Below are 12,834 nucleotides of genomic sequence, written 5' to 3'. Positions count from 1 at the left end.
TAAAATAAAGTTCTGTTTCTCATCACTAACGGACTATGACGTCCACAACTTATTGTTTCTAAGAAACAATAAGTTTCCTTGAAACAATATTAGTTTAAATTTTGTTCTTTTGTCAACATTGTTTCCTTGGAAACTTTAATTGTGGACCTGTCCTTGATATACTGAGATGAAGTTCATTAGTGTTGGGGGAAAAAGGATGATCAAGCCATCAAACAATCACAATAAAGAGCACTTGATTAATGAAGTGCTGGAAGCTGTGAGAGACATACAGATTAAATTCCAAGCGGAAGATGACGAAGAGAAGGAATGGCTGCTCCAGAACAGCCCTAATCCGGAAATTCAAGAGTTAGTCCAAGAAATGACGGTTACCATGCTGCATGTGCTGGATGCTATTGGAACACTTGAGCCTGTTAATGGCATAACCATTTCGAAGCAATTCGGCTTTTCCAAAGGCACGGTTTCCAAGATCACCAAAAGGCTGGTACAGAAAAATTTCATCTTGCCTGAATATCTGCCGGATAATAAAAAAGAAGTATTGTTTCGCATGACAGAACTGGGTCAAGACATCTATCGTTTGCATCAAGCCATGCATCAACAAATTGATCTTGGCGCGAATCGTTTTTTGCAGCGATATACCGAAGATGAATTGCAGTTCTTAGTGCATGCTCTCCGTGACACCGCGCATACCTCCTGGTTTCATTCGGAAAAAGACGATCCATCCATGGTTACTAGTGAAGGGGGACCATATCCCGACGAAACTTCAAACGATAATGATAATGAGAATACGGAAGCAGTGACCATTAACGAGGAAATGAATGAAATTATGGGGATGCTTCATACGCTGAATTCCCGTGATCTGAAGAAGGCCAAGGCCGTTCTTGAGGATGTTTTTTTTACGAAATATGAGGATTAGCGTACGTAAGCTGCTGAGAATGCTCATATTCATCTCGGCATGTGACGTCGTTTTGGAAAATATATAAACGCTATAAAACCGGACAGGCCGCAGCCGATCCGGTTTATTTGCTTTGAACATATACGTACATCAGGTTATGTGATCCACGCTAATAATAAAAATTTCAAGAAAAAATAACCAAAATTTTAATTTTGGGGTAATCCAAATCCCCTCTTGTTCCGAATATTATATTAGATGGTCTTTTTTGGATGATGATATTCAAGGACAACAGGGGGCGGGAGTATGGTACATAATCCGGAAACCATTCAGGAATGTATCGAACATGCACGGCAAAGGCTCTACCAGATTGCAGCTCAATATGCGGAACTGTGGCATCCGGAGGTTATTCGCCAATCCATGGTGCTGGATGAGTTAATTAATGAATATAACAACGCAACTCGCGGAAGAACGAATTCGAATCAACTGAAATAATGAACGTATAGAATGCACTTATAAAATGAAGAAGAATTCCAAGAGGGGATTCCGTGTGTTTGCCTTACTCTTTTACCGCCCCGAGCACAATCCCCTTCACGAAGAAACGCTGCAAGAACGGATACACGAGCAGGATCGGCAGAGCGCCAATAAAGATCTGTGCCGCGTTCACCGTACGCTGGGACATGTTCTGGAGCTGCGTTGCATCCACGTTCATGTTGGAAAAATCCTGCTGTACGATAATGGTCTGCATTAACGTGGCGAGTGGATATTTGGAAGCATCATTCATATAGATCAGCCCGTCGAACCAGGAATTCCATTGACCTACCATGGTGAACAAGGAGATCGTGGCAATGGCGGGCATGGATACAGGCAGATAGATTTTGAACAGGGTCGTGATATGGTTGGCTCCATCAATGAATGCGGCTTCTTCCAGCTCTTTTGGCACGTTACGGAAAAAGTTCATCATCAGAATCAGGTTCCAGACAGCCACCGCTCCTGGCAAAATCAGAGCCCACATCGTATTAATCAGTCCAAGCTTCTGGATCAAGATATAAGATGGAATTAATCCCCCGCTGAACAGCATTGTGAAGATGAAAAACCACGCGTATAACGAGCGCCCCTTGAAGTGCAGACTCTCCTTGGATAGCGGATAAGCCGTCAGGAAGACAAGTGTCATACTGAGCAGTGTACCCAGAACCGTACGTTGGACTGAAATCCAGAGTGCACTTAGAAAGTTACTGTTACCAAATGTTTTGGTGTAGGCGTCCACCGTAAAATCAATCGGCCAAAGTGTCACCAGATTGGCGGATGCTGCCGCTTTACCACTGAAGGAAACCGCCAGAATATGGACCAGCGGCAGGATACACAGGATCGAGACGGCCGCGATGAATATCAGGTTGAAGCCATTAAATATACGGTACCCGGTTGTTTTGTGATACACCTTAATTCCTCCTTTGCATTTTGCATAATTCGATTTGAATCGCTCGCGTGTACAAGATATAGACGAACTAAACCATTTCGATCTATATCTCGCTGATTGAAAGTCGCTGTCTGGATGTATGCAAAATGCCCCTTAAAAAATACGGTAATTGGCGATTTTGTACGCCATCCGGTACGCAGAGATGACCAGGAACATCGCGACAAATGATTTGAATAGTCCAACGGCGGTCGCAAAGCTCATTTTGCCGTTCAGAATCCCCATCCGGTAGACAAAGGTATCGATAATATCACCTTTTTCATATACCAGCGGATTGTACAGGTTAAAGATCTGGTCAAAGCCTGCATTCAGGATATTGCCCAGCGATAACGTACCTACCACGATTATCATCGGCACGAGTGCAGGCAGGGTAATATGTAATGTCTGTCTAAGTCGTGTTGCCCCATCCACCTCGGAAGCCTCATACAATGCGGGATTAATACCCGCAAGTGCTGCCAGAAATACAATCGTTCCGAACCCAAATTCCTTCCACACATCACTGACAACCACCGTTACACGGAACCAGTCGCCATCTCCCAGAAAGAAGATCGGTTCAACGCCAGCCGCCGCCAACACCTGGTTTACCAGCCCGCCTTCCGGTGATAACATGTCGAGCAATATACCACCCAGGACAACCCAGGACAGGAAATGGGGCAGATACACCAAGGTCTGTGAGAAACGTTTAAACGTGGAGTTCCGAACCTCATTCAGCAAAATGGCGAATACCACGGGGGCCACAAGTCCGGCCACAATTTTCATCGAAGCGATCAGTACCGTGTTCCAGATGACCTGAACGCTGTCGGGATATTCGAACATGAACCTGAAGTTGTCCCAGCCCACCCATTTGGAGCCAGTGAATCCCAGCCACGGTTTGAAGTCTTGAAAAGCAATAATAATGCCGCCCATGGGCACATAGGCGAACAGCAAAGTGAGCAGTACAGCAGGCAGCAGCATCAGATGCAGCGGCCACGTGCGTTTGAAATTCCAGCGGGTACGTTTGCGTGGATGGGGTGTGATTTTTCGCACCGGCGTATTGGTTGTTAACGGTTGTTCGATAGCCATCAGGGTCCCTCCTTTATCTCGTCCAACCCGGCCAACATGAGGCGAGCAAGCCTCTGCACAGAGTGGAGCAACTGAATTATAGCAATGGAAAAGGGCGGACTATAGAACAACATTTCAATGCGGATGTTGAAATATTAACTTGTTGATGGAAACGACAAAAAGGAGCATCCGACTGTAAAGTCCAATGCCCTGTCTTCAGGTTGTGCTCCGGCCATATGTTATTTGCTTCCGATATGCCCTTCGTGCTGAACGCACCTATATCATTTCACAATGGAGCCATCATACTGCGCATCAACGGTACGAACCGCTGACTGTACCTCGGCCACCAGACGTTCCCGTTCTTCATAGAGGGGGGCTTCCTCTTCCTCAAAACCAAACTGAATTGCCCGAACGCTGCCTTGTGTCAACGTTAAGCCCTGAAGCTGCAATTCAAACAGGAAGGAAGCTTCAAAACCCATGCCATCCTGATCCCGGTAACAATACAAGCTGGAGATATCGTCTTCTTCAATGTGCAAAATGCCTTGTTCTGTCAGTTGCATCACAGAGCCCCCTCACGAAATGTTGATTCATTCCCAGTATAAGAGGATTTCCAGTCACAGGAAAGCGGAAGAACAAAAAATCATATAGAATTGTAAGGGCTTTCAATATAAAATAGGACTTCGGTATAGAAAGACTTCAAAATTCAGGGACAGGGTGAAACGATGAAATTCACAGTATTTGCGAAGACGGTCATTCTCTTAATCTGCCTGCTGGTACCCATTCTGCTGCTGTATACATACGCGAACCAGGCAAATGTGGACATGGTCGTTGAAGAGAAACAACAGTCGAGTCTGAACCAGTTCAATTATTTCAGTTCCCAGGTGGATAAAAATATCGAGCAGCTTTCGCTGTATGGCCTGACATTGCTGCGAGATCCCAGTATCCTGCACTACCGTTACATGACGGACTCCACCAGCCAATATGAGAAAAACAGTATCTATCTGGATATCCTCGACAAATTATCATTGTACCAGTCCACCAGCCGCTGGAAGAATGATATTACCATTGTGCTGCCACAAGCGGAACTTGTGTTGTCCACCATGTCCAGCCGGACGGTCTACGATGAGAAGATGTTGACGTTTCCGCAACCGGGCCAATGGCAGCTGGAGCAGGGGAGTTTCACCTACTTTTTCACGGATAACTATGAGTGGAATGAAAAACCGGTGAACACAGGCGTGCGAACAGTGATGGAGATTAATTTTGACCCGATGAACGTGGTTGCCATGTTGGATGATTTCAAAGAAACGCAGGGAGGAGATCCTTTCTTGCTCGTACCAGGTAAAGATCCGTTGCTGAACCGTACGGCGGACCCCGAACTGGTCGAAGCGATTATGCGAGATATCCCCTTTGACGGACCGGAGCGGGAAGGTAATCATCAGCTGGAGGTGGGTGACAAACAGTATCTGGTCAGTTACGTACACTCGAAACAACTGCAAGCGGTATACGTGAACCCGGTGGTATTGGATGATTTACTAACCCCAATGGACAAGAGCCGGAATATGTTTATTACCTCCATTCTGTTACTGCTCGTGCTGAGTATCGGGGCTGCACTGCTTTTGTATCGAAAAGTCCAGGTGCCCATCCATCGTTTGATGAGAGGGCTGCAACAGATTCGCAAAGGCCAGTTGTCCACTCGGATTCCAGTCGATCACTCCCGTGATGAATTCGCGTACCTGACCCAGAGCTTCAACCATATGGCGGAACAGATTCAGGAATTGATCGAGAAGGTATACGAGGAACGTATCCGCTCACGGGAAGCCACACTGAAACATCTGCAATCACAGATCAATCCGCATTTCCTGTACAACTGCCTGTTTTATATTAAAAATATGACCCAGCTTGGCAACCGTGAAGCGGTTATTGCCATGTCGCTAAGTCTGGGAGACTACTATCGCTACATTACGCGGGGCGAGAATGACATGACAACAGTGGAAGAAGAGATTCGGCTGCTGGACCATTATCTGTCCATTCAACAGATGCGGACCAACCGGCTGACCTACGAGATTGCCGTACCGCAGCAACTGATCTTGCTTCACATTCCGCGACTGCTCATTCAACCCATCGTAGAGAATGCGGTGATCCATGGCATTGAGCCGATGGAAGGTAGTGGGCATGTCGTCGTAACGGGGATGGCGGTACCCGAACATATTGAGGGTCGGAAATATACAAGATATAGCCTGTTTGTTGACAATGATGGTGTCACGCTGACAGCGGAAGAGATTGCGGAATTGGAACGGGAGATCAATGAACCAATGGGTGAGGAGATTGGAACAGGCACGTGGAATGTGCACCAGCGTCTCGTTACGCGATATGGGCTGTCGTCCGGGCTGCATTTTGGAGCGATTCCCTATGGTGGACTTAGTGTAGAAATTCGATGGTTTGAGGAGGAACAACCGCATGATGAATCTGATGGTCGTGGATGATGAACATTCCGCAGTAGAGTCGATCGCTGTCTCGATACCGTGGAGAGAACACGGGATTGGTCAGGTATTCAAAGCCTATTCTGTCAAAGAAGCCTTGGAACATATGGCATCACATCAGGTCCATATTATTATCACGGATATCCGAATGCCGGGTATGTCTGGTCTGGATCTGGTCAGTCACATCAGGCAAAAGTGGGAACAGACCAAATGTATTATTTTATCGGGGCATGCTTCCTTCGATTATGCGAAGCAGGCGCTCAAACATGGGACAGTCAGTTATCTGCTCAAGCCGGTTCGGGATGAAGAACTGATTGAATCCGTGCAACAGGCTGTAGTGCAGATTCGCCTGGAGGGTGAGAAACAAATGCTGCATCAGCGGGCCATGTATTCGGTGAGGGAACATCTGCCCGAGAAGCGGGCGGAGCTGATGAAGGATGTACTGTTAGGGCATAAATTTGCGGATGCTGAACTCGAAGGGAAGCTGGAGCAACTGGAGATCGGGTTCCGTCCACAGGATAAAATGCAACTGTTGCTCATCCGGTATGATGACCATCAACCTACACATAAAGCGTTTCGACTGATGAAGTATGCTATCTCAAATGTGGTGGAAGAGATTTACGGCAGTACCTATCATCTCTGCCATACGGATGACGCCTATGATGATCTGGTCTTCATGGCCAGTCCCAAACAAACTCAGGCCGAACCTGAAATGCTAATGGGACGGCTTGGAGAACGGTTAATCCACAGTGTGAGGCAGTATCTGAACGCGACCATTTCCCTATCCGTTAGTCGTATGGGGCGTTTCCCAGATCAGGTGCCGCAGCTATATCATCAAGCCGTCAGTGCGCTTCGCAAGCAGGCCGAGGCAGGCAAAGGACTACATCTGAATGCGGCGGCAGGAACCAATGGGGCCACGTTGAAGTCTCTTGCAGCGCTGTATGAACCGCCCGGTCTGACGACGTTACTGGAAGCCGGGCGTATGGAGGATGCACACCGTAAGATTGATCAGATCTTTGCCGAACTGTCGAACAGTGTGTTCCCGGAGCATGTGTATGTGGCTTTTCATTATTTGGCGGCGGCATTCTCCTATATGGCTCATCGGGAAGGAAGACAGTTAGCTGAAGTGCTTGGGGAGCAGTACCAGCAGTTGCTCAAGGATGGTTATGGCATTTCGCTGCGTAGTCTGGAAACGTGGACTCGGTCTGTAATGCAGCAGTGGGAAGAGAGTGCGAACGATACGGGACAGGATGCGGGATCAACGCTGATCCGGCAGGTGCAGCAATGGATTGACCATCATCTGGGTGAGGATCTATCGTTGCAGGTCATTGCCGGAGAGGTGCATTTGCACCCCGTATATCTGTCGAAAATGTACAAACAATCCACAGGTGAAGGCATTAGTGATTATATTATCCGTTCCAGAATGGAACGTGCGGTTCATTTGCTCAAACATACGGCGATGAAGATCTATGAAGTCGGTCAGGAAGTAGGGTACAACAACACACCTTATTTCATTCAGGTGTTCCGTAAACATTATGGACTGACCCCGCAGGATTTTCGGAACGGTTAACAAATCAATATGAACATTGAAATTGTGATATATGTTTGCCTCCCCGGCTGCACTATCCTTTTCATGTAAGGTGCATAATGCCACATGCAGAGGTGCATTTGGCACTAAGGGTATCCAAGTTACCTGAGGAGGGGTTAGTTCATGTATAGAAAAATGATGACGGCATTGCTCGCAATCACGATGGTTGCCGTAACGGCATGTAGTTCGGGGGCCAAGGAAGAACCGGCGAAGGAAGCCGCTGCACCACTTGCTCTGCAAGATGGGAAGTATGAACCGGCGGTACAGATGAGTTATTTGCGGGCCTGGAATGATGATACGAAATTCAAGAACGGGGAAACGGCACAGAACAATGTGCATACCAAATGGGCCAAGGAACGACTGGGCATCGATCTGACCACACCGTGGGCTGTATCGGTGACCAATGATGCATTTTATACGAAATTACGCTTGTCCCTGTCCGCTAACGAAGAACTGCCGGATATTGTCTCCATTCGGGGTGATTACAATCTGGTAAGGGAATTAATTGAGTCTGGCAAGTTTGCCAATGCAGGCGAGTTGTTTGACAAGTATGCTTCGGACACATGGAAACAGGCATCTGAATCGGCGCTGGAGGAATGGTATCCGTACATGTATGAGGGAGAGCGTTATGGCATTCCAATCTTCGATTATGCGTACAACGGCGATTCGGTCATGTTCATTCGGGAGGACTGGCTGAAAAAACTGGGGCTGGAAGAACCAAAAACTATGGATGAGCTGGTTACGGTCATGGATGCTTTTACGAATCAGGACCCCGATGGGAACGGTAAGAAAGATACGTATGGTCTGACCGTGGGCATGAAAAATGCGCTCAATACCTGGATGACGGAATCCGGCTGGATTTTCGGCATGTACAACACGATGCCTGGACAGTGGAATGATGCCGGAGATGGAACACTGCAATATGGCTCCATTCAGCCAGGTGTGAAGGAAGGGCTTGCAACGATGAAAGATTGGTTGTCCAAAGGTTATCTGCCCAAAGAAGCAGGCGTATATGACGAGATCAAAGCAGCAGAATTGTTCACCGCAGGTAAAGCAGGCATTATCGTTGGGCCACACTGGATGCCAAACTGGCCGATTGATGATGTGAAGAAAAATGTGGATGGTGCCACGTACAAGGCCATTGCCTTACCTACAGGGCCAACAGGCGAGAGCCACCAACATGGTTCTGGTGCAAGTAACGGCGTTGTGCTGATTAACAAAGACATGGCGAACCCGGAGATTTTCTTCACGTATCAGAATTATCTGTTCGACAACTTTGCCAATCCAGAAGTGGGCAGCGAATTCGAACATGGCTTCGCGCAAGGATATGACTATGACATCGTGGATGGCAAAGTCGTTGGTGAAGCTGAAGTGAAGGACGGCGTATCACCACTCAAATATACGATTACGTATGACGGTGCACGGATTCCAAATCTGATGATGGATACGCTGGCGGAACTTGCGAAGGGTAAGGAACCGGAGACTCCTTTTGAGAAAAATACGGAAATTGCCAACAAACCGGAAGTGTTTGTAGCCGCTGAGGTGGTCGTTGCGAATAAAGATAACGCGATCAAGAGCAAGTTCACGGGAGCACCGACCGAGACGATGAAAATGAAACAGGATGCGATCGACAAGCTGGAGAAGGATACGTTCAGCAAGATCATCTATGGTCAGGTGGGCATTGAGGAATTTGATACATTTGTGACGAAGTGGAAGTCCATGGGCGGCGATGATATTACCGCCGAAGTGAACGAGTGGTATAAGACAGTCAATTAATTTACAAAGCAGGGGAGAACTGATGAATTCATCAGTCTACCCTGCTTTTTTTGTCTCGAATAACATTTATGGAAAAATAGAACCTTTGGAGTTATAACTATTAATCTATATCGTACAGATCGATTATGACTCGCAGCGGACAAAAGTTACTTGTTTTCCTAGAATCACATTCTCAACCTTCCATCCGGCATTTAACCAGGATAGTGCCTGTGTATGATTATTAGAATTATTCACCCACCATTGTTCGCGATTATACGCTGTAGGGGGTAACGTAAATCCGAGAATCTCCTCAAGCTCTGCGTATGTAAGGGTGATTGAAACTTGATTCAAATAGTTTTCCAAGGGGAAGTATTTGCTGTAGCTCATTTAGTCGGACCTCCTGAAAAGGAATACAATGATTATACAACGTGGGGATGATGATAGCGAGGGCAAGCCGAGAGTGTACATAGATATGAAAAAAAGGAATCCGTATCCGCAGATCTCTTTGACTAGGGCATGTCTTAAATACCACTTATGGGCATCTTTCACCACCTTTTCTCCCCCTGCTGCCTTATTGTTCCGGGTGTACTGGAGAGAGTAAAATAATAGGTAATATAAGAACGTTAATACGTATTTATAACATAGATACCTCGGACTAATCCGGGATGAATAGAGGTTCAAGTGTGGTTGATGAACATCATAAGATGCATGGGAAGGCAGGAGATCAGATGAGTACACTTTATGATCAGGCGATGGAAGAGATGATTACGACGATCCATGAATGGTTTGATGAACAGGAAAAGCGGGATGACTTGGAAAGTGTTGTGAAGCGAACCACGCTGCAAATGGGTATTTTTAATGATATTGTACTGGATTACAAACCTGGACGGACCACGGTAGACAGCCTGGATCTGGGTTTGGATGATGATGTGAAATCAAAGCAGGCAGGAGTCTTTACCGAGGAACAGGTACGGAACGATATCGGGCCTAAGCTTGTAGAGGTTGTTCAGGAAAGATTGGACAAGCTGGCAGATACTCCGTTGATTGACTACCGCTTCACCTTGCGAGGGAAATTCCCAACAACCGAAGGCAAGCTGCAACTGACTTTATTGGAATGGATAAACGAAGAGAAAAGAAAGCTGCTCTTTGAGCGTATTCATACCTATATAGACAAGAATCTGGAGAACAGTACATATCCAACGAAGCCATTAGAATCCTTCTTTTTGACGAGTCATCTGCTCGATCCAAAGCTGTTCCCGGAGTTGGATGTAGCATGGACCATCAGGCAGTATGACCGGATTCAAGAGTTGAATCAGGGGCGTCCGGAGGCACTTGCGGAACATCGTGGTGAGATTACTCGTGCGTTGACGGCATGGTCGGAGAATCAGTTTTTGCCACAGTATTATGATGTTCAGTCTTCGCCTTATCGTACCAATGAGTATTCACTAAAGCCCGGAGCAACGCTTCAATCGAACATTGAAACAAAGACAGGCCAACATTTAGACGAGCATGGGAAGCAGCAAACATCCGGGATTCAACCAATCGATCTGCTGTTATACGCGGCGGTCATGATTCTACGTTTTGAGCCCAGTTATAGCAAACCCAAAGGTGTGACTTTTCTGGAACTCGCGAAGCAACTCGGTAGCAAACGTGCGGCACGTATGATGACAGAAGGTAGCGGAACGTATGCGAAGGACGATATTGATGTGAAAACGGAAGAAGTGGAATGCAAAGCAAATGATGTATTTGCTCTGACGACCATTCACATTCGTAAGGAAGAGGCTGTTGCCTATCAACAGGCACTTACCTTTATCACTCATTTATTGAAACAGGGCTTTCCGAAAAGTTATAAAATCAAGCTCAAGTCCAGCGTAAAGCAGTATTTGCCGATCAAAGGACTCGCGAAGTCGGATACCCACCGATTCTTTGCCAATGCACTGGAGTACCCGGAGTTGCATCCACTCCTGGAAGAGTATGCGCGTGAGGCTATCCAGGAGTTTGAGTTCTACGAGGATACCGAGGGAGAGAAAAGCTGTATGCCGGGCAGTTATGCAACTTTTGGGCTGGGGCTCGTGGATGAGCGGTATTTCCCGCTGGTTGAATATTACATGGGCGATGTGGATGATGAGCATCAGTTAATTCAGGACAAGTTTATTGCGGCATTTGTAGAAAAACAGGGTGTAACGGTTCAATCCATACCTGCGTTAGTCGCCAGCTTGCGTCGTTCGACTGATAGTCTGAAGCTTAAGATTCAGCCCGAGCTGGAGAATGAGGAAATACTCGAACAGTTGGTTAGACAGATTCAAGGACTCGAAAGTTATGAGGCAGAACATGTGCTTTATCCGATCTTCGGTAAAGTGGAGAAGCTCACAACGCTCGCTCGCAAAGCGGAGGGAAGACGGAAGGAATTATTGCTGGAACTGTTGCAGGCCGCAGGGAAATAAAAATGTAAACAAGACAAGTAAGATTGTGCTGTGCCAGCCAGTAAAACATTTTGAGAAGTGAAAATGCATAAGGAAAGGTGGGGAGAGTTGTGGAAACATTAAGACGAGACATGTGGCAGGCGTTGAACGCTCAGGACAAAGAGGCTTGGATGCGTAAGCTCGTTCGTCAGTTACCAGACGGTATGGTATATGAGGGTCTCGAGACATTTGAACGATTCGGTCAGCGGATGGAGACGGGTGTATTTACTGAGGATGGGCTGAGATTTGTGTTTGTCCCTGGGGATCGGGTAACGCTCGGCTGGGATCGTTGGCAGCATGGTATGAACGAAGAGACATCAGCCGACCTGCATGAAACGGTCAGTGAGTATGGTGTGGAGGACGTAGATTCGTTTCTGGCGAGTCAAATGTCACCTGTAAGAACGATCAACATTGCGCCGATGCTTGTGGAATGCGAACTGATTTCACTTGGTTGGATTGAAGTATCTGAGGAGGAAGCATTTGCACAGGAAAATCCTGATTTCCCGTCAGCACTGGAGCAGTTCAAGCAATCGGAAATACGTGAATATGAATTGCATCAACAATTCCGTCTGATTCGCCAAAGTGAGAATGAAGTCCGAATCCTATGGTTCAACGAAGGAATAGAGTTGGAAGACGTTGTGAGGGAGGAAGCTGCGGCGGGTTTTGGTTTGCTGACCGAAGACGAATGGGAGTATATCTATGGCGGCGGTTGTCGCACGTTATTTCCCTGGGGTGACAGCTTCGACTATACGATGAGATTGAAGCACTTTGGAAGTCTGGAAGGCATTGATGAGATTGTGGATGGATCGGCAGAGACGGCCTCTTCACGGGTTGAAGAAAAGGATGATCGTCCTTATGATCTGGAAATGCCAAATTTCTTCGGAGTGCAATTTGCCGGAGACCCCTACAAGTATGAGCTTACGCTCGATTCGTCTGGGGATGTGATGCCTAAAGGCGGAGACGGCGGTAGCCTGATATGTGGTGGTACAGGGCCTCTGGTTGGTTTCTTGCCTGCTGCTGCGGTCTATTATCGAGACGTTAATGCCAGTGAGCTCGATTGGGAGGATTTGATGGATGCGATGGTCTATCGCAGGGTTGTTCGTTTGGCTGATCTAAAGGTTTGATGGATTAAGAGATTTAGTAGA

Annotated in this window: 11 protein-coding genes; 7 read left to right on the top strand and 4 right to left on the bottom strand. The window is 47.0% G+C overall.

The genetic code is table 11. The features are described from left to right. Positions 1-196 precede the first annotated feature (196 nt). Positions 197-913: a MarR family transcriptional regulator gene (locus tag BS614_RS29735; RefSeq protein WP_074096521.1), complete on the top strand. Its 717-nt coding sequence runs from the start codon at positions 197-199 to the stop codon at positions 911-913. Between the two features lie 282 nt (positions 914-1,195). Beyond that, entirely contained in the window at positions 1,196-1,384 is a 189-nt protein-coding gene (locus BS614_RS29730) for an aspartyl-phosphate phosphatase Spo0E family protein (protein ID WP_074096520.1), read from the top strand. Between the two features lie 64 nt (positions 1,385-1,448). Here BS614_RS29730 and BS614_RS29725 read toward each other — a convergent pair whose 3' ends face one another. The 3 genes from BS614_RS29725 to BS614_RS29715 form a co-directional block, all read right to left on the bottom strand. Beyond that, on the bottom strand, positions 1,449-2,327 hold the full coding sequence (locus BS614_RS29725) for a carbohydrate ABC transporter permease (RefSeq protein ID WP_017692164.1): 879 nt from the start codon (positions 2,325-2,327) through the stop codon (positions 1,449-1,451). A gap of 132 nt (positions 2,328-2,459) precedes the next feature. Further along, complete coding sequence (locus BS614_RS29720; protein ID WP_084174838.1) at positions 2,460-3,425, bottom strand: ABC transporter permease; 966 nt, start codon at positions 3,423-3,425, stop codon at positions 2,460-2,462. Between the two features lie 260 nt (positions 3,426-3,685). Continuing rightward, entirely contained in the window at positions 3,686-3,964 is a 279-nt protein-coding gene (locus BS614_RS29715) for a hypothetical protein (RefSeq protein WP_074096519.1), read from the bottom strand. A 162-nt stretch (positions 3,965-4,126) separates the two neighbouring features. Here BS614_RS29715 and BS614_RS29710 point away from each other — a divergent pair, with 162 nt between their 5' ends. From BS614_RS29710 to BS614_RS29700, 3 genes are all read left to right on the top strand, one after another. Beyond that, positions 4,127-5,887 (top strand): sensor histidine kinase, encoded by a 1,761-nt coding sequence (locus BS614_RS29710; protein ID WP_074096518.1) that lies wholly within the window; start codon positions 4,127-4,129, stop codon positions 5,885-5,887. Next, positions 5,862-7,454 (top strand): response regulator transcription factor, encoded by a 1,593-nt coding sequence (locus tag BS614_RS29705; protein WP_074096517.1) that lies wholly within the window; start codon positions 5,862-5,864, stop codon positions 7,452-7,454. The genes BS614_RS29710 and BS614_RS29705 overlap by 26 nt, the downstream gene beginning before the upstream one ends. A 141-nt stretch (positions 7,455-7,595) precedes the next feature. Beyond that, positions 7,596-9,248, top strand: coding sequence for an extracellular solute-binding protein (locus tag BS614_RS29700; RefSeq protein ID WP_074096516.1), 1,653 nt, complete (start codon positions 7,596-7,598; stop codon positions 9,246-9,248). A 123-nt stretch (positions 9,249-9,371) separates the two neighbouring features. Here BS614_RS29700 and BS614_RS29695 read toward each other — a convergent pair whose 3' ends face one another. After that, a complete protein-coding gene (locus BS614_RS29695) occupies positions 9,372-9,614 on the bottom strand; it encodes a DUF7662 domain-containing protein (RefSeq protein ID WP_036606815.1) in 243 nt (80 codons plus the stop codon). Between the two features lie 341 nt (positions 9,615-9,955). On the opposite strand from BS614_RS29695, the gene BS614_RS29690 reads away from it, so the two are divergent. Continuing rightward, the gene (locus BS614_RS29690; RefSeq protein ID WP_074097052.1) at positions 9,956-11,671 is read left to right on the top strand and encodes a DUF6138 family protein; all 1,716 of its coding nucleotides are present in this window, start codon (positions 9,956-9,958) and stop codon (positions 11,669-11,671) included. 89 nt (positions 11,672-11,760) lie between these two features. Further along, the gene (locus BS614_RS29685) at positions 11,761-12,813 is read left to right on the top strand and encodes a hypothetical protein (RefSeq protein ID WP_074096515.1); all 1,053 of its coding nucleotides are present in this window, start codon (positions 11,761-11,763) and stop codon (positions 12,811-12,813) included. Positions 12,814-12,834: the final 21 nt, after the last annotated feature.

Source organism: Paenibacillus xylanexedens, from assembly GCF_001908275.1.
GTDB classification, from domain to species: Bacteria; Bacillota; Bacilli; order Paenibacillales; family Paenibacillaceae; genus Paenibacillus; species Paenibacillus xylanexedens_A.
The sequence above is the reverse complement of the archived record's forward strand: the minus strand, read 5'-3'. Positions and strand labels throughout refer to the sequence as shown.

What these genes read in the sequence shown, in the direction of transcription:
- BS614_RS29710 (WP_074096518.1), top strand. Translation starts at nt 4,127, where the DNA reads ATGAAATTCACAGTATTTGCGAAGACGGTCATTCTCTTAATCTGCCTG.
- BS614_RS29715 (WP_074096519.1), bottom strand. Translation starts at nt 3,964, where the DNA reads ATGCAACTGACAGAACAAGGCATTTTGCACATTGAAGAAGACGATATC.
- BS614_RS29705 (WP_074096517.1), top strand. Translation starts at nt 5,862, where the DNA reads ATGATGAATCTGATGGTCGTGGATGATGAACATTCCGCAGTAGAGTCG.
- BS614_RS29690 (WP_074097052.1), top strand. Translation starts at nt 9,956, where the DNA reads ATGAGTACACTTTATGATCAGGCGATGGAAGAGATGATTACGACGATC.
- BS614_RS29695 (WP_036606815.1), bottom strand. Translation starts at nt 9,614, where the DNA reads ATGAGCTACAGCAAATACTTCCCCTTGGAAAACTATTTGAATCAAGTT.
- BS614_RS29735 (WP_074096521.1), top strand. Translation starts at nt 197, where the DNA reads ATGATCAAGCCATCAAACAATCACAATAAAGAGCACTTGATTAATGAA.
- BS614_RS29730 (WP_074096520.1), top strand. Translation starts at nt 1,196, where the DNA reads ATGGTACATAATCCGGAAACCATTCAGGAATGTATCGAACATGCACGG.
- BS614_RS29720 (WP_084174838.1), bottom strand. Translation starts at nt 3,425, where the DNA reads ATGGCTATCGAACAACCGTTAACAACCAATACGCCGGTGCGAAAAATC.
- BS614_RS29700 (WP_074096516.1), top strand. Translation starts at nt 7,596, where the DNA reads ATGTATAGAAAAATGATGACGGCATTGCTCGCAATCACGATGGTTGCC.